Origin of the sequence: Cupriavidus necator (genome assembly GCF_040578825.1) — a bacterium.
Lineage (GTDB): Bacteria > Pseudomonadota > Gammaproteobacteria > Burkholderiales > Burkholderiaceae > Cupriavidus > Cupriavidus necator_E.
Window position 1 is genome coordinate 41,408 of the sequence record NZ_JBEFLI010000026.1, and the last position, 17,078, is coordinate 58,485.

The window sequence follows — 17,078 nt, forward strand, 5'->3', positions numbered from 1 at the left end:
GATAAGAAATACATCGAAAGCTGCCTTGGAGCCCGCTGACATCCGCCCACGCCGTCGGTACAGGCGGCGTGGGCGGCATGTTTCTGCATCTGGCCCGACTAGTGCTCCACCAAGTGCTCGATGCGGATCGGCAACTCCCGCACGCGCGTTCCGGTGGCGTGAAACACGGCGTTGGCCACGGCCGGGGCCACGCCCACCAGCGCGACTTCACCCAATCCCTTCACGCCCAGTTCGTTCACATGGGGATCGACCTCGTCGACAAAATGCGCCTCCAGTCCCTGGATATCCAGGTTGACCGGCACGAGGTAATCCGCCATGTGCGCATTCACCGGCCGGCCATCCCGCCGGTCCAGCCCGGTTCGCTCCATCAGCGCCATGCCGATGCCGCCGACCATCCCGCCCGTGCACTGGCTGGCTGCCAGCCGCGGATTCACGATACGGCCCGCGCCATATGCGCCGACCAAGCGCCGGACCCGGATCGTGCCGACATCGGGATCGATGGCGACTTCGACGAAGACCGCGCCGAAGGCATGCATGGAAAACCGGCTGCGCGCCTCGGCATCGGGGCCGGCCGTGGCGCTGGCTTCGATGATGCCGTCCGCGCCCTTCGCGCGCGCCTGGCGCTGGTCCAGCGCGGCCAGGCAGGCCGAACGCACGGCCGAGCCGACCGACGCCAGGGTCATCGAGCCGCCATGTGGCGGGGTCGGCGGGAAATCCGATCGGCCCAGGCTGAAGCGCACGCTGGCCATCGGCAATCCCAGCGTCTCGGCGGCAATCTGCGTGATCGAGGTGTAGGTGCCGGGCCCCATGTCGCTGGCGGCGGCTTCCACTTCGGCCGTTCCGTCGGCAAGCAGGCGCACGCGGGCGCTGGCCTGGCCATGGAACACCGGGTAGCTGGCACAGGCCATCCCCCAGCCGATACGCAGGCGGCCGTCCCGCATCGAGCCGGGCGCGAGCGTGCGGCGCGACCAGCCGAACGCGTCGGCGCCGCGCGCATAGCACGCCAGCATGGAGCGGCTGGAGAAGGGCAATTGCATGCCTTCGTCGAGCTCGGGTTCATTGCGCCGTCGCAGTTCCAGCGGATCCATCCCGAGGGCGTGGGCCAGCTCGTCCATCGCACATTCCAGCGCAAAGACGCCGGTAGCCTCGCCCGGACCCCGCATATAGGTCGGCGTGCCGATGTCCAGCGGCACCAGCCGGTAGCGGGTGCGCACATTGGGGCAGCGATAAAGGAACGGCGTTACCGCAGTGAGCGCCTCGGTGAACTGCTCATACCGGCTGGTTTCGCCGGTGCCTTCGTGCACGATGCCGGTCAGCCTGCCGTCGGGCGTCGCCGACAGCGCGATGCGCTGCACGGTGCGCGGCCGGTGCCCCGTCAGATGGAACATCTGTCGCCGCGACAGCACCAGCTTGACGGGCCTGCCCACTTCGCGCGCGGCCACCGCCGCCAGCGTGACGTGCGGCCAGGTGCGCAGGCTGGTGCCGAAGGCGCCGCCGATAAACGGGCAGACGACGCGGACGTTGTCGGCGGGGATGCCGAAGACCGCCGCGATCTCGGCCTGCTCGTTGACCACGAACTGGCTCTTGCTCCAGAGCGTGAGCCGCTCGCCTTGCCAGGCGGCAACGGTGGCGTTCGGCTCGATCGGGAAGTGATTCTCGCGCGCGGCATCGTAGGTGGCGTCGATGCTGACGGCTGCCGCCGCCAGCGCGGCCTCGGGGTCGCCGCGGACCCGGTCCGCCGAATGAGGACCTGGCTCGCGTCCCGCCTCCGGCACCACGGCCTCGGCGCGCTGGTCGAGGGGGTCGGAGACCGGCGTCTGTTCTGCATAGCGAATCTGCAGCAGGCACGCCGCGTGCTCGGCCTGGTCCAGCGTCTGCGCCACGACCACGGCAACCGGCTGGCCGTAGAAGCGGACGCGATCGTCCTGCAGGACATGCAGACGTTCGCCGTGCTCCGGATCGATAAAACCCTTGTGCGGGGCGTACGCCAGTTTCGGCGCGTTGTCGTGCGTCAGTACCGCCAGTACCCCTGGCAACCGGCGCGCGGCTTCGGTGTCGAGTGCGGTCACGCGACCCAGTCCGATCGACGCGCCCACGATCACCGCGTAGGCCTGCCCGGGTTGGTTGAAGTCGGCGGCATACCGCGCGCTGCCGGTCACCTTGGCGCGCCCGTCGACGCGGGCATGCGGCTGGCCGATATGGTTTGCGTTCATCTGCCTTCTCCTGCGAGTTCGAGGGCCCGTACCACGGTTCGTTGCAGCAGCGCGACCTTGTAGCGGTTGCCTGGCAGCGGCGTGGCGCCTGCGATCGTGGCAAGCGCTGCCGCCTCGAAGCTCGCGCGCGTGGGCGGCTTGCCCTGCAGCGCGAGTTCGGCGGCGCGCATGCGCCACGGGCGGGTCCCGACGCCACCGCAAGCGAGGCGAGCGGACTGGATCGCGCCATCCCTGACCTCGAATGCCGCCGCCGCCGATACCAGTGCAAACTCATACGAGGCCCGGTCCCGCACCTTCAGGTAGCGCGCTGTCCGTGCATACGCGAGCGGTGGGACCCGGACCTCGACGATCAGTTCGCCGGGCTGCAAGGTGTGTTCGAGATGCGGCGTGGTGCCGGGCAGCCGGTAAAGGTCTTCCACGGGGAAGTGGCGCGCGCCGTGCGGTCCCCGTACATGGACCACCGCGTCCAGTGCGACCAGCGCCACCGCAAGGTCGGACGGATGCGTGGCGGAGCAATGGTCGCTGACGCCCAGGATGGCATTGCCCGCGTGCAGGCCGTCAACGGCGGCGCAGCCGCTGTCCGGCGAGCGCTTGTTGCAGGCGGCATCGAGCATGCGGAAGTAAGGGCAGCGCACGCGCTGGAGCAGGTTGCCGCCGATGCTGGCCATGTTCCGCAACTGGGGTGAGGCGCCCTCGACCAGCGACTCGGCGATCACCGGGTGGAGCCGGCCAACGTCGGCATGCGCGGCGACATCGGACATGCGCGCCAGCGCACCGATGACCAGCTCGTCGCCCTCCACGCGGATATGGTTCAGCGGCAGCGCGTTGATGTCGACCAGTTGCGCGGGCTGTTCCACGTGCTCGCGCATCAGGTCCACCAGCGTGGTGCCGCCGGCGATAAAGCGGGCCCCGGCCGCGGCCGCCGCCAGCGCTTCGGCTTCGGAGCCGGCTTTCTGCAGTGTGAACGGGATCATGGCAGCTTCCTCCCGCCCACCTCGGCAACGGCGGCCACGATGCCCGGGTAAGCCCCGCAGCGGCAGATATTGCCGCTCATCCAGAAGCGCACCTCGTCGTCGGAAGTGGCATGGCCCTCGTTGATGCAGGCCACACCGGACATGATCTGGCCAGCCGTACAGAATCCGCACTGAAAGCCATCGTGCGCGATAAACGCGGCCTGCAGCGGATGCAGGTCGCCATCGGCCGACGACAGGCCTTCGATCGTGCTCACCTGGGCATCGTTGTACATGGCGGCGAGCGCAAGGCAGCTGTTGATGCGGCGCCCGTCCACCAGCACCGTGCACGCCCCGCACGCTCCCTGGTTGCAGCCCTTCTTCGTGCCCGTGAGATCCAGGCGCTCGCGCAGCACGTCAAGCAGGGATTCGCGCGGATCGATATCGAGGCGATGCAGCGTGCCGTTGACCGTCAGGCGCAGCGGCATCAGTGCCGAGCCGGCAGGGGTGGTGCCCGGGGTGGCATCAAGTGCAAGGGTGCCGCGCATCTCCTGCCCGGCAGGCGCGTCATCGCCGGGCTGTGGTTGGCTACCGTCGGAACGAACAGAACTGGACATAGTCGACATTCCTCCTGGGATAGCCCAAGGGGCTTGGGCTGTTGGGGACGACAGGAAGGGCCTGCGGACGGGTGGGGACTCGTCCGAACGCTGCAGGCACCGGCGGTCATCGCAACGGAACGTCGTGGCGCTGCAGTGGACGATGTTTGCGGTGACGCGTTGGATGATAGGAAAGAAAAAGGGGACTCCGTCGGCCGGTTACATCGCGCCGTGGCGATTGTGCTGGCCGGTCGACTTAGGCAGCGCTGCCACGGCAAGTTGCGCGGCGGTGCGGCAGATGCTGGCGCAGGGGGAGGGCGGGGTGCCGTGCACCACGGCGTCGGTGGCGGCGATCGAGGGCGCGCCGCGCTCCGAGCACTATGCCGCGACCAAGGGCGGCGTGATTGCGATGATGCGCGGGCTGGCGGTCGAGTATGCGCGCAAGGGCATCCGCGCCCATTCCATCCTGCCGGGGTGGATCAGGACCGAGATGACCGGCGCCGCCCAGGCCAACGATACCTTCCAGGAGATGGTGCACAAGCGCGTGCCGATGCGGCGCTGGGGCGAGGGCAGCGATTTTGCCGGCATTGCGGTCTACCTGATGAGCCCGGCTTGGGCGTACCACACCGGCGATACCTTCGTGATCGACAGCGGCTATACGCTGTTCTGAGCGGTACGTCTGGCTGAACCGACGGGCCAGACCCGGCCGCCGCCCACCACGTAGGCGCGCTCATCCGGCTGCGGCCGCACCGTGGCGTGGCCGGTAAACGCGCCGAAGGCCGGCAGGATGGCGCCGTGCCGGCCGAACAGGAAGCAGGGCAGGCGCAGGCTGTCGGCGCCGGTGCCGCGTATGCGGCAGGCGGGATGCAGGTGGCCGGCGAGCACATAGCCCTGCGCGGACGCCCCGGGCATATGGCATAGCGCGAACGGGCCCGCCACGGCGGGCTCGGTCACTACGGCGATGTCGAGCGACTCGGGCGGGTCGCCGGCGCGCGCATCGTGGTTGCCGCGCACCAGCGTGCAGCGCACCTGCCGCGGCAGGCCGTGGCGCCAGTCGTACAGCGCCTGCAGCACTGCCTGCGTGCGCGCCGCGCGTGCGTGCAGGAAGTCGCCGAGAAACACCAGTTCATCGACCGGCAGGTATCGCGTCAGCCGCGTCAGCATCGCAAGGTTGTCGCCGGTGGTGCCGTGCGGCACCGGCTGCCCCAGCGCGCGGAACGCGGCGGCCTTGCCGAAATGGACGTCAGCCACCATCAGCATGCCGGCACCGGGCCACCAGATCGCATGCTCGGGCAGCAGCCACAGTGTTTCGCCGGCGGCGTTGACGGCGTGGGCGCCGTGGTCTTCCAGCGCGCGGGCGTCCGGTGCGTCCATCGTCACAGCAGCGGCAACGGCTTCGACGGCTTGCGCGCGCGCCGCGGCTTGCGCGGCGTGCGCCCGGACGGACCGGCGTGGTCGGCCATGCCGAACCTGGCCGCTTCGGCCACCGCTTCGGCCGGCATGCCGGCGGCCTCGCCCGGCTCGGGTCCCGCGGCCAGTTCCAGGTCGGCCAGCATCCGTGCGATGCGGTCGGCCAGTTTCTCGGTGCTCAGCTTCTCGCGCAGGAACTCCACCACCAGTGGGAACGACAGGGGCGTCGGCCGCTTCAGTTCATGCAGGTCGAGCTTCAGCGCCGCCAGGCGCTCCAGCGTGGCGGCCAGCCGGTGCGCATCCAGCTCCTGCATCAGCACCTCGCGCTCGGCCTGGCCAAGCAGCAGGTTGCGCGGGTCGTGCTTGCGGAACACCTCGTAGAACAGGCTCGACGACGCCTGCAGCTGGCGCGCGCTCTTGGGCGCGCCGGGATAGCCCTGGAAGATCAGGCCGGCAATGCGCGCGATTTCCCGAAAGCGCCGCAGCGACAGCTCGCCGGCGTTGAGGCTGCCCAGCACGTCGGCGGCGAGGTCGCGCTGGCGTTCTTCGGCCAGCACCTGCGGCAGCCAGTGGGCCCAGTCCAGCGGCGCCGACGCCAGCAACTCCAGCCCGTAATCGTTGACCGCGACCGAGAACGTCGCCGGCACCTTCTGCCCCAGCCGCCATGCCAGCAGGCTGCCGAGTCCGAGATGGACCGAGCGCCCGGCGAACGGATAGAGAAACAGATGCCAGCCCTCGCGCGATTGCAGCGATTCGGCCAGCAGCGTCTGGCGCGTGGGCAGCGCCGACCACTGCGCCTGCAGGTCCACCAGCGGCTGGATCAGCGGCAGCTCTGGCGTGGTGCGCGGATCGAGCCGGCCCGCGGCGGCGGCCTCCAGGGTGTCGATCACGGCCTCGGCCAGCTCGGTCGACATCGGCATCTTGCCGCCGTTCCAGCGCGGCACCACCGGGCGCCTGCCGCTGGCACGGCGCACGTAGGCGGTCATCTCCTGCACCCGCACCAGTTCCAGCAGCCGGCCGCCGAACAGGAAGCAGTCGCCGGGCGCCAGCCGCGCGATAAACCCTTCTTCCACGCTGCCAAGCGACGAGCCGCCGCTGCCGGCGCGGCTCCAGTAGCGCACCTGCATGGTCGCGTCGCTGACGATCGTGCCCACGCTCATGCGATGGCGCCGCGCCAGCCCCACGTCCGGCACGCGCCAGACGCCTTCATCGTCCGGCACCGCACGGCGGAAGTCCGGATAGGCCGACAGCGTGGCGCCGCCCTGGCGCACGAAGTCCAGGCACCACTGCCATTCGTCGTCGGTCAGGTGGCGGTAGGCCCAGGCGGCGCGCACTTCGGCCAGCAGCGCTTCAGGGCGGAAACCGCCGCCCAAGGCCACCGTCACCAGGTGCTGCACCAGCACGTCGAGCGGCTTGTCCGGCGATTCGCGCGCTTCGATGCGGCCGGCGCGTACCGCGTGCCGCGCGGCCACCGCCTCCACCAGTTCCAGGCTGTGGGTGGGCACTACCGTCACGCGCGAGGCGCGTCCCGGCGCATGGCCGGAGCGCCCGGCGCGCTGCAGCAGCCGCGCCACGCCCTTGGGCGAGCCCACCTGCAGCACGCGCTCCACCGGCAGGAAGTCGACGCCGAGATCCAGGCTGGAAGTGCAGACCACCGCGCGCAACACGCCGTTCTTCAGGTTCAGCTCCACCCATTCGCGCACTTCGCGATCGAGCGAGCCGTGGTGCAACGCGATCTCGCCGGCCCAGTCCGGCCGCGCGTCGAGCAGCGCCTGGTACCACAGCTCGGCCTGCGAGCGGGTGTTGAGGAACACCAGCGTGGTGCCGCTGTGCGCGAGTTCTTCCACCACATGCGGCAGCATCGACAGCCCGAGGTGGCCGGCAAACGGAAAGCGGCTGGCGTTGTCGGGCAGCAGCGTGTCGATCAGCAGCGTCTTGGGGGTGTGCCCGTGCACCAGCACACGCTGGTCAGCGGGCGCGCCGGACAGCAGCACGTCGGCCGCATGCGGCAGGTTGCCGAGCGTGGCCGACAGCCCCCATACCATCAGCGCCGGCTGCCATTGCCTTAAGCGCGCCAGCGCCAGCTGCACCTGCACGCCGCGCTTGTTGCCCAGCAGTTCGTGCCATTCGTCGACCACCACCATGCGCACGTGCCGCAGCGTCTCCTGCGCGTCGGCGCGGGTCAGCATCAGCGTCAGGCTTTCCGGCGTGGTGACCAGCGCGGTCGGCAGCCGGCGCTGCTGCGCGGCGCGCTCGGCGCTGGTGGTGTCGCCGGTGCGCAGCGCCACGGTCCAGTCGAGGTCGAGCTCCGCCAGCGGCGCCTGCAAGGCGCGCGTGGTATCGGCGGCGAGCGCGCGCATCGGCGTCAGCCACAGCACGGTCAGCGGCGGCGCGGGTTTGCCGTGCGAGGGCGCGACACGCGGCGTGCCGAATGCCATCAGCGCACCCAGCCACGCCGCGTAGGTCTTGCCGGTGCCGGTGGTGGCATGCAGCAGGCCGCTGTGGCCGCGCGCGATCGCGGTCCAGACCTCGCGCTGGAATTCGAACGGTTGCCAGCTGCGCGCGGCGAACAGCGCCGGCACCGCCTGCGCGACGGTGAGCGGCGCGGCGGCATGGTCCGCCGCCGGCTGGCGGGCGGCGCGCGGCGGGCTCATGCGGCGTCCTCCCGCCTTGCGGTGGCGCCGGGCAGCATCGCTTCCAGCGTGGCCAGCGTATCGGCCTCGTCGACGGCCTTGTCGGTGCGCCAGCGCAGCATGCGGGGGAAGCGCACCGCGATGCCGCTCTTGTGCCGGCCGCTGCGGGCAATCCCCTCGAAGCCGAGCTCGAACACCTGCGTCGGCTCGACGCTGCGCACCGGACCGAACTTCTCCACCGTGGTCCGGCGCACGATGGCGTCGACCGCGCGCATCTCTTCATCGGTCAGCCCGGAATACGCCTTGGCGAACGGCACCAGCGCGCGGCCCGGCGTGCCGGGCGGCGCGTTCCAGACCGCGAAGGTGAAGTCCGTATAGAGGCTGGCGCGGCGGCCATGGCCGCGCTGCGCATAGACCAGCACCGCGTCGACCGAGTACGGGTCGATCTTCCACTTCCACCAGACCCCGACGTCCTTGGTGCGGCCCGCGCCGTAGGCCGCGCTGGCGGCCTTCAGCATAAAGCCCTCCACGCCAAGCTCGCGCGAGGCATCGCGCAGCCGCCCGAAATGCTCCCAGCTTTCGGCCTCCACCAGGGGGCTCAGTTCGAGCGAGGGATGCACGTAGTCCGCCACCACTTGTTCCAGCCGCGCGCGCCGTTGCGCCTGCGCACGCATGCGCCAGTCCTCGCCTTGCCATTCGAGCAGGTCATAGGCCATCAGGATGGCGGGCGCTTCGCGCAACAGCCTGGCGCTCAGTGTCTTGCGGCCGATGCGCTGCTGCAGCAGTGAAAACGGCTGCACGCGGCCCTGCTGCCAGACCACAATCTCGCCGTCGAGCACGGTGCCGTCCGGCAGTTGCGCGGCGGCTTCGACGATCTCCGGGAAGCGCTCGGTGATCAGCTCCTCGCCACGCGACCACAGCCAGGTCTGTCCGCCGCGGCGTACCAGTTGGGCGCGGATGCCGTCCCATTTCCATTCGACCAGCCAGTGCTTCGTTGCACCCAGCACGCTGTCGAACTGCTCTGGCGGCGCCTGCAGCGGATGCGCGAGGAAGAACGGATAGGGCTGGCCGCCGCCGCGCAGTTCGCGGTGGTCATCGCCCTCCGGTGCGATCAGCGCGAGGAAGTGCGCGGCATCGGGGCGGGCCGACAGGTCGGTGTAGCCGACCATGCGCTCGGCCACGCGCTTGGGATCGATGCCGGCCACTTCGCCCAGCGCGCGCGTCACCAGCAGCCGCGACACGCCCACGCGGAAGGCGCCCGTGATCAGCTTGAACAGCACCAGCCGGCCGTGCGCGTCGAGCGGCCGCCACAGTGCATCGAGACGCGGCATCAGCGCTTCGGGCGCCAGGCCGCGCAATGGCAGCAGGCGCTGCTCGACCCATTCGGCCAGGCCGGCGTGGTCGGCGTCCATCGGCTCGGGCAGCAGCAGCGCGATGGTCTCGGCGAGATCGCCCACGGCCTGGTAGCTCTCCTCGAACAACCAGTCAGGCAGGTCCGCGGCCTGGCGCGCCAGTTCGCGCAGCAGCGAGACCGGCACGATCTGCCGCGGCTTGCCGCCGGCGAGGAAGTAGACCGCCCAGGCAGCGTCTTCCGGCGGTGCCACGCGCAGGTAGTCGACCAGCGCGGCGAGACGGGCCTTGGTCGAGGTGGTGCCGTCGAGCGTGGCGTAGAGGTCGGCAAAGGCTTTCATGACGCGGCCTCATCGTTGCCGGCGTCTGGCTTCTCTTCGGTGTCCGCCGCCTGCGCTTCATTGCGCGCGGATTCATCGTCGTCGCCGTATTCGGTCTCGAACGCCTGCGCCTGCCAGCCGCGCTCGCTCAGGTAGCGCACCATCACCGGCACATTGCCGTGGGTCACGATGATGCGGCCGGCGCCGGTCGCCTCGATGGCGCTGAGCAGTCCCGGCCAGTCCGCATGATCGGACAGCGCAAAGCCGCGATCGACACCGCGGCGCCGGCGCGTGCCGCGCAGTTGCATCCAGCCGCTGGCGAAGGCGTCGGACGCATCGCCGAAGCGCCGCAGCCATGGCGAGCGCTGCGCCGACGGCGGCGCCACCACCAGCGCCTGGCGCAGCAGCGGGCTGCGCGGCGGCAGCGCAGAAGCCAGCGCCATCTGGGGCAGCGCCACGCCCGCTTCGATATAGGCGGCGTTGAGCGAGATCAGCGCGCCGTGCACGATCACCGGGCCGGGCATGCCGTCGGCGCCGGCATGGCGCAGCATGCCGTGCAGGATGCGCTGCGCCTTGCCGAAGGTGTAGGCGTAGACGATGCTGGCGCGGCCAGCCTGTGCATTGGCTTGCCACCAGTGGAAGATCTCCTCCAGCAGCGTGGCTTGCGGCGGCCAGCGGTAGATGGGCAGGCCGAAGGTGCTTTCGGTGATGAAGGTATCGCACGGCACCGGCTCGAACGGATCGCAGGTGCCGTCGGCTTCGAGCTTGTAGTCGCCGGAGGCCACCCACACCTGCCCGCCATATTCGATGCGCACCTGCGCCGAGCCCAGCACATGCCCGGCGGGATGCAGGCTCAGCGTGACGCCGTGGTGGCGGATGCGCTTGCCGTAGGGCAGGGTATTGAGGTCAATGCCGGGCAGGCGCGCCAGCAATACGCCGCGGCCTGGCTCCGCGCACAGGTAGTGCGCGTGGCCGAAACGGGCGTGGTCAGAGTGGGCATGGGTGATTACGGCGCGCTCGACCGGGCGCCACGGATCAATATAGAAGTCGCCCGGCGGGCAATACAGGCCCTCCGGCCGGGCGACGATCAGGTCGCCGGCAGGGGAAGGCGCGGGCGGTAGCGGCCGGGGCAGGTCCAAGCGTGCCTCCTGATGCACTGCGGCCGCTTAGCGAGGGGCTCGGCGGCTGCGATGCTCCCGGGGCGGGAGACTTGGGAATCATACTGCTGCGTGGCGCGGGCCGGGGAGGCGGTGGGGTCCGGTTTGGGTGTCGGTGGGGGTCCGACATGGGGCTGGCGGCAGCAACTGCGGACGCTCCCGGCAAGCAGTTCCGCCATCAGAACGCCCCGCTCACAACACGTCGTCCTTCAAGTGATACCAGTGATACAGCACCCGCTGCCCCATCCTCCGGAACGGCGCGAACATCCGGGACTCCACCATCTCGCGCACATTCGGAAACGGCAGCGGCGAACGGAAGATCGGCAGTTCCGGCAGCGATGACGCCTTGCCGGCGATCAGCGCCGCCAGCCGCTTGCCGGCCTGCGCGGAGTACATCACGCCATTGCCGCCATACCCCATCGCGTAATAGATCGATTGCGCCGGATCGGGCTGCGTGATGCGCGGCATCATGTCGTGGCTGACGTCGACCCAGCCCCACCACGAGTAATCGACCTGGATGCCCTGCAGCGCCGGGAATTTGCGGTACATGTCGCCGATCAGCTTTTGCTTGTACTGCTCCTGCGGCGCGTCGTTGCCGGTGATGGCGCTGCGGCTGCCGATCTGCAGGCGGCCGTCGGGCATCAGCCGGTAGTAGTGGCGCAGGATGCGCGTGTCGGTGATGACCTGCGTCGTGCGGAAGTTGCACGCGGCGCGTTCCTCGGCGGTCAGCGGCCGCGTGACGATGGAGTTCGACAGGATCGGGAACAGGCGGTTCTTCAGTTCGCGGTGCAGCGTCTGCGAGGTATAGCCGCCGGTGGCCACGCCCACCGCGCGGGCGCGCACGATGCCGCCGGGGGTGCGCAGGTAGTGCACGCCGTTGCGGGTTTCCCAGCCGATCACGGGGCTGGACGGATGCACCGTGGCGCCCAGCTCGCGCGCACGGCGCAGGTAGCCGAAGGCCAGCTTGCCGGCGTGGATGCCGATGCCTTCGGGCTCATGCATCGCGCCCGCGGCTTCCTTGTCGTCGACGTACTGGCGGCGCACGGTGTCTGCGCCGAGGATGCGCGCGTCGTAGTGGAAGACCTCGCGCAGCACCCTGGCTTCCTTTTCCAACACAGGCATCACCTTGTCGCGATGCGCGATATAGAGGTGGCCACCGGGCTGCGGATCGCAGTCGATGTCCTTGATCAGGCCCTTGAAGGTCTCCATGCCGGCGCAGACTTCCTCGTGCAGCCGCAGCGCGGTATCGAGCCCGTAGCGCTGGATCCACTGCGAGCGCTTGAGCCGCCCCGATGCGCACTGCGCTTGCCCGCCGTTGCGCGTGCTGCAGCCCCAGCTCACGCGGTTGGCTTCGAGCACGGTGGCCTTGATGCCGTGTTCCTGCGCCAGGAAGATGGCGCAGGTGAGGCCCGTAAAGCCGGAACCGATGATGGCGACATCGACGTCGATGTCATGCGTGATCGGGCCGTCGTCGGCGGGCGGCGCGCCGGCGGTGCCGATCCAGTAGGTCGGCGCGTATTCGCGTCCCTGGCCGGGATTGGGGGTGTGCAGCGGATCGTAGGCGGGATCGTAAGGCCGGGTGGGCGCGGTGGACTGCTCGCCGGCAAGGAGGCTGCGGGGGACTACGGCTTCCATGGCACGTCTCCTGGATTCAGGCTGCGGCTGCAGAAGTGGCTACAACTACGGGCGGGCGGTCCTTGCGGTACGCGTTCTTCACCGCGATCTTGCCGTCGCGGAAGGTAAAGACATCCACCATGCGCGCTTCGATGCGGGCGCCGTCGGTGCGGGTGCCGCGGAAGGTGGACTCGCTGACGCCGCGGTCGCCGGCGACGAAGTGCTCGCCATCGAGCCACTGCGCATCGGGGAAGGTTTGCCACGCAAGCTGGAAGCCTTCGCGCACTGCGTCGCGGCCGATAAAGCTGCGGCCCAGCAGTTCGGCGCCGGCCACGCCGTGGAACGCGCAGTCATCGGCCATGAAGCCCATCAGCGCGTCGATGTCGTGGCGGTTCCAGGCGTCGTTGAAAGCCTGCAGCAGTTTGATGCCGGCGGCGGTGTGGTTCTGGTCGGACATGGCTTGGTCTCCTGAGTGTTGTCTGCCGATCCGTTCAGGACCGGCCATGACTCGAGGATAGGGAAGCCGGCCGTGGCGCTGTAGCGCCAGTTGGGGACAATCGCTTGGGCCAGCGGCGGTGCCGCCGGTCAGGCCGCCGGGCGCGCCCGGGAAGTGACCGCCGGGGCGCTGCCGGCGGTAGCCTGCAGCTCACGCGCCACGCCGGCCAGCACGCGGATGCCAGGCTCGATGCGATCCAGCGAGATCGATGAATACCCCAGCCGGAAGCAGTTGCGTGGCGCCGGATCCGCCATGAAGAAGACGCTGCCCGGCTCGATCAGCACGCCTTGCAGTTCGGCCAGCCGCGCCAGCGCATCGGCATCGAGCCACGGCGGGCCTTCGATCCAGCACGACGCGCCGCCTGCGATGGGCACCGCGCGGAAGTCGGGCATATGCGTGGCCAGCGCCGCCAGCACCGCCTCGGCGCGCTCGCGGTGCGCCGCCGACAGCCGGCGCAGGTGCGCGTCATAGTGGCCCAGTGACAGGAACAGCGAGAACGCGCGCTGGATATACGCGGAGGGATGCCGCAGCATCAGCCGGCGCGCGCCGCGCAGCTCGGCGATCAGCGCCGCCGGCCCGACGATATAGCCGATGCGCAGCCCCGGCGCCAGGCTCTTGGACAGGCTGCCGACGTAGATTACGCGGTTGCTGCGGTCCAGGCTCTTCAGCGTAGGCGTGGGATCGCCTTCGAAGCGGCTCTCGCTTTCGTAGTCGTCCTCGATCAGCACAAAGTCCGCTTCCTCGGCCTGGCGCAGCAGCGCCTGCCGGCGCGCCAGCGGCATGGTGACGGTGGTGGGGCACTGGTGACCGGGGGTCACATAGACATAGTCGCAGGCGCGCTGCACATCGGACAGCGCCAGGCCGTCGTTGTCAACCGGCAGCGGCACCAGTTGCGACGTATGCGAGCCGAAGATATTGCGCGCATCCGGATAGCCCGGCTCCTCGATGCCAACCGGCGTGTCGGGGCTGACCAGCAGGTCGGCGAGGAGGTACAGCGCCTGCTGCGCGCCCACGGTCACCACGATCTCGTCGGCGCCGGCCCAGACGCCGCGGCGCGGCAGCACGCGCGTGCGGATCTGCTGCACCAGCGATTCGTCGTCGCGCAGGATCATGTCTTGCGCCCAGTCGTGGATATCGAGCACGCTGAGCGCCTTCAGGCAGCATTCGCGCCAGTCGGCGGTGGGGAACAGCGCCGGGTCGTACTGGCCGTAGATGAAGGGGTAGGGATAGTCGCGCCAGTTGGCGCGCTTGACGATATTGCGCTGCTGGGTGGGGCGGAACACGAAGCGCCGCTCCCAGTCCGGTTCGCCGGTGCGCGCGGGCACCGCTTCGCCGCGCAGCGACGCCACGCCGCTGACGCGCGTGCCCAGAATCTCGGGGTTGACGAAGTAGCCGCTGCGTTCGCGCGCCACCAGGTAGCCTTCATCGACCAGCTGCTGGTAGGCCAGCACCACCGTGTTGCGGGCCACCCGCAGCTGCGCCGACAGCTCGCGGCTGCTGGGCAGCGGCTCGCCTTGCGGAAGTTGCTCGTCGAGGATGGCCGAAACCAGCATCTGGCGGATCTTGCCCTGCAGGCTCAGGCCCGACAGCGCGTGCTGCTGGAACAGCTGGAACCACATCGTGGTGGGGGACTTGAGGCTCATGGGGCGAGGCCTTTGCCGCAATGGCGAAGCGCGCCAGCATATCGCACTGGCGCGCTCCTCAACATATCAAGACTCGTGCAGGTCTGGCCTGGGCATCTCTGCCATCGGCACTACCGGATCTCCGCCACGGCGAAACAGTTGCCGCGCCGCGTACGCCAGCAGCAGGATCGCCAGGCTCACGACGCCCAGCGCAAGCGGCGTGCGCTGGTCAGGGATAAAGGCCATCGCGATCACGATGCCGAGCATGCCGACGATCGCCACGTAGGTCAGGTACGGGTAGCACCACATCCGCACGCGCAGCCGGTCCGGGGCTTCGCGCTCGAGACGGGCGCGCAGGCGCAGCTGCGAGATCGCGATCAGGATATAGACGAAGATCGCGACAGTGCCGTACGAGTTGACCAGGAAGGCGAACACCGTATCGGGCGAGACATAGGACATCACCACCGCGCCGTAGCCGAACAGCGTCGCCACCAGAATCGCGCGCGTCGGCACGCCGTTGCGGCTGACGCGGGCCAGCGACTTGGGCGCGTCGCCGCGGCGCGTCAGCGCGAACAGCATCCGCGACGAGGCGTACAGGCCGGAGTTGAGCGCCGACAGCACCGCGGTCAGCACGATCGCGTTCATGATCTGCGCCGCGGCCGGCACGCCCATCACGTTCAGCGCGCTGACGTAGGGGGTGGCGATGCTGGTGGAGTTCCACGGCACCAGGCATACCACCAGCAGGATCGAGCCGACATAGAACACCAGCACGCGCGTGATCACCGAGCTGGTGGCCTTGGCCACTGCCTTCTGCGGTTCGGCGGTCTCGGCGGCGGCGATGGTGACGATCTCGGCGCCGAAGTAGAAGCCGGTAGCCGCGACCGCGCCGGTCAGCACCGGCACGATGCCGTGCGGCATGAAGCCGCCGTTGGCAGTGAGGTTGGCCACCTGCATGCCATGCGCGCCGGGGGCGAGGCCCAGCACGTAGACGCCCGCGACGAACAGGAACACCATGATCGCGGCCACCTTGATCGACGCGAACCAGAACTCGAACTCGCCGAAGGACTTGACCGACACCAGGTTGGTCAGCGTCAGCATCACCAGCAACACCAGGCTGATGATCCAGTTGGGCACGTCGGGCAGCCAGTAGCGCACCAGGTCGGCACCGGCCACGGCCTCGAGTGCCACCACGATGACCCAGAAGTACCAGTACATCCAGCCGGTCAGGAAGCCGGCGAGCTTGCCCACCGCCGGGCGGTCGCGCCAGGCTTCGCGCGCGTATTCGTAGAAAGAGCCGCCGCCGGGCATGGCGCACGCGAGCTCGCCCAGCATGCGCATCACCAGCACCACCAGCAAACCGGTGATCAGGAAGGAAAGGACCGCGGCCGGGCCGGCCGACTTGATGACGACGCCGCTGCCGACGAAGAGGCCCGCACCGATCACGCCGCCAAGGGCGATCATGGTCATGTGCCGCTGCTTCAGGCCGTGGGACAGCCCGTTGCCAGGCGTGGGTTGTTGGATCATGTTGTGTCTCCTGTGCTGCGCTGGCTGCCGGTGCTGCGTTGCAGCCAGTACAGCGTTTTGGGCAGGCGCCACGGCTTCTCTTCGGTATAGGTGGCGGGGCAGTAAATGCCAGCCAGGGCCGTGGTCGGTTCAGTGTTTGCAATCCCCGGGAGCGGGATGCCTTATCCGTCCATGTCGACTAGTCTCCGGTGCTTGCTTAAAAATCCGGAACGAGGAGTTCCGAAAAATTGTTGTTTCACCGAAATGTAGGTGGTCTTCCGGCGCAGGTCAACCGGAAGTTTCGATAATTGATATGATTTGTCCCTGAAACTGAAACTTGTCTATCATGGAGCCAGGCATGAACGATATGCGCCTCGCCAAAAGTGACGTGAAGCCGGACGGAGACACGCCGGCCCTGCGTCTGTTCGGCTTGCTCGAGGTCATCGCCGAGAAGGACCAGTCCTTCAACCTGCAGGCACTGGTGGAAGAGACCGGCCTGCCCAAGCCCACGCTGCACCGCATGCTGCAGCAGCTCGAGGCGGCGGGACTGATCCAGCGCAACGGCGACGGGCGGCAATACGGCACCGGCCTGCGGCTGCGCAGGCTGGCGGAGAACCTGTTGCTGAACAGCACGTCGCACGGCGCGCGCCACATGGTGCTGCGGCGGCTGGTGGAAGAGGTGGGCGAGAGCTGCAACCTGACCGCGTTTTCCGGCGGCGAAGTGCTGTACCTGGATCGCGTGGAGACCGCGGCGCCGCTGCGCTTCTACCTGCACCCGGGCTCGCGCGTACCGGCGCACTGCTCGGCGACCGGCAAGCTGTTCCTGGCGCAACTGGCGCCGGCGCAGCGCCAGCGGCTGCTGGGGCATGTGGAGCTGGAGCGCTACACGCAGAACACGCTGACCGATCACGCGCAGCTCGAGGCAGAACTGGAGCGCGTAAAGCGCGACGGCTACGCGATGGACGACGAGGAATTCCTGCCCGGGCTGGTGTGTATCGGCGTACTGGTCCCGGCCACGGATGGCGGCAAGTCCAACCTGGGGCTGGCACTGCAGGCCCCGGTGATGCGCGTCACGCGCGACAAGGCGCTGCAACTGCTGCCCGCGCTGCAGCGCGCTGCCGGCGCGCTGGCAGCGATCGAAGCCGACAGCGCCAGCACCTGGCACGGCGGCGCGGAAGACGACGAATAGCGCGCACGGCGTCACGCGGTTTGCT

The 17,078-nt window shown here is 69.2% G+C and carries 13 protein-coding genes; 2 read left to right on the plus strand and 11 right to left on the minus strand.

Features of this window, described 5'->3' with window-relative positions; genetic code table 11:
* Nucleotides 1-98: 98 nt before the first annotated feature.
* The 3 genes from AB1I47_RS15020 to AB1I47_RS15030 are packed head-to-tail and all read right to left on the minus strand — an operon-like array spanning nt 99 to nt 3,780.
* Entirely contained in the window at nt 99-2,213 is a 2,115-nt protein-coding gene (locus AB1I47_RS15020; RefSeq protein ID WP_354684538.1) for a xanthine dehydrogenase family protein molybdopterin-binding subunit, read from the minus strand.
* On the minus strand, nt 2,210-3,187 hold the full coding sequence (locus AB1I47_RS15025) for an FAD binding domain-containing protein (RefSeq protein ID WP_354684539.1): 978 nt from the start codon (nt 3,185-3,187) through the stop codon (nt 2,210-2,212). Before AB1I47_RS15025 ends, AB1I47_RS15020 begins: the two co-directional genes overlap by 4 nt.
* Nucleotides 3,184-3,780, minus strand: a complete 597-nt coding sequence (locus AB1I47_RS15030; RefSeq protein ID WP_354684540.1) for a (2Fe-2S)-binding protein — start codon at nt 3,778-3,780, stop codon at nt 3,184-3,186. The genes AB1I47_RS15025 and AB1I47_RS15030 overlap by 4 nt, the downstream gene beginning before the upstream one ends.
* 163 nt (nt 3,781-3,943) lie before the next feature.
* Between AB1I47_RS15030 and AB1I47_RS15035 the strand changes: the two genes are divergently transcribed.
* Nucleotides 3,944-4,429 (plus strand): SDR family NAD(P)-dependent oxidoreductase, encoded by a 486-nt coding sequence (locus AB1I47_RS15035; RefSeq protein ID WP_354684541.1) that lies wholly within the window; start codon nt 3,944-3,946, stop codon nt 4,427-4,429.
* On the opposite strand, the gene pdeM is transcribed toward AB1I47_RS15035, so the two are convergent.
* The 8 genes from pdeM to AB1I47_RS15075 form a co-directional block, all read right to left on the minus strand.
* Entirely contained in the window at nt 4,414-5,133 is a 720-nt protein-coding gene (gene pdeM, locus AB1I47_RS15040) for a ligase-associated DNA damage response endonuclease PdeM (RefSeq protein WP_354684542.1), read from the minus strand. The two genes, AB1I47_RS15035 and pdeM, sit on opposite strands and share 16 nt — an antisense overlap.
* Before the next feature lie 2 nt (nt 5,134-5,135).
* Nucleotides 5,136-7,823, minus strand: coding sequence for a ligase-associated DNA damage response DEXH box helicase (locus tag AB1I47_RS15045; RefSeq protein ID WP_354684543.1), 2,688 nt, complete (start codon nt 7,821-7,823; stop codon nt 5,136-5,138).
* Nucleotides 7,820-9,493, minus strand: a complete 1,674-nt coding sequence (locus AB1I47_RS15050) for an ATP-dependent DNA ligase (RefSeq protein WP_354684544.1) — start codon at nt 9,491-9,493, stop codon at nt 7,820-7,822. The genes AB1I47_RS15045 and AB1I47_RS15050 overlap by 4 nt, the downstream gene beginning before the upstream one ends.
* Entirely contained in the window at nt 9,490-10,611 is a 1,122-nt protein-coding gene (locus tag AB1I47_RS15055) for a ligase-associated DNA damage response exonuclease (RefSeq protein WP_407935845.1), read from the minus strand. The genes AB1I47_RS15050 and AB1I47_RS15055 overlap by 4 nt, the downstream gene beginning before the upstream one ends.
* Before the next feature lie 210 nt (nt 10,612-10,821).
* On the minus strand, nt 10,822-12,264 hold the full coding sequence (locus AB1I47_RS15060) for an NAD(P)/FAD-dependent oxidoreductase (RefSeq protein WP_354684545.1): 1,443 nt from the start codon (nt 12,262-12,264) through the stop codon (nt 10,822-10,824).
* Between the two features lie 16 nt (nt 12,265-12,280).
* Nucleotides 12,281-12,700: a nuclear transport factor 2 family protein gene (locus AB1I47_RS15065; protein WP_354684546.1), complete on the minus strand. Its 420-nt coding sequence runs from the start codon at nt 12,698-12,700 to the stop codon at nt 12,281-12,283.
* A 128-nt stretch (nt 12,701-12,828) separates the two neighbouring features.
* Entirely contained in the window at nt 12,829-14,382 is a 1,554-nt protein-coding gene (gene pdxR, locus AB1I47_RS15070) for a MocR-like pyridoxine biosynthesis transcription factor PdxR (RefSeq protein WP_354684547.1), read from the minus strand.
* A gap of 66 nt (nt 14,383-14,448) precedes the next feature.
* The gene (locus AB1I47_RS15075; RefSeq protein WP_354684548.1) at nt 14,449-15,885 is read right to left on the minus strand and encodes an amino acid permease; all 1,437 of its coding nucleotides are present in this window, start codon (nt 15,883-15,885) and stop codon (nt 14,449-14,451) included.
* A 337-nt stretch (nt 15,886-16,222) separates the two neighbouring features.
* Between AB1I47_RS15075 and AB1I47_RS15080 the strand changes: the two genes are divergently transcribed.
* Nucleotides 16,223-17,053 (plus strand): IclR family transcriptional regulator, encoded by an 831-nt coding sequence (locus AB1I47_RS15080; RefSeq protein ID WP_354684549.1) that lies wholly within the window; start codon nt 16,223-16,225, stop codon nt 17,051-17,053.
* Nucleotides 17,054-17,078 lie beyond the last annotated feature (25 nt).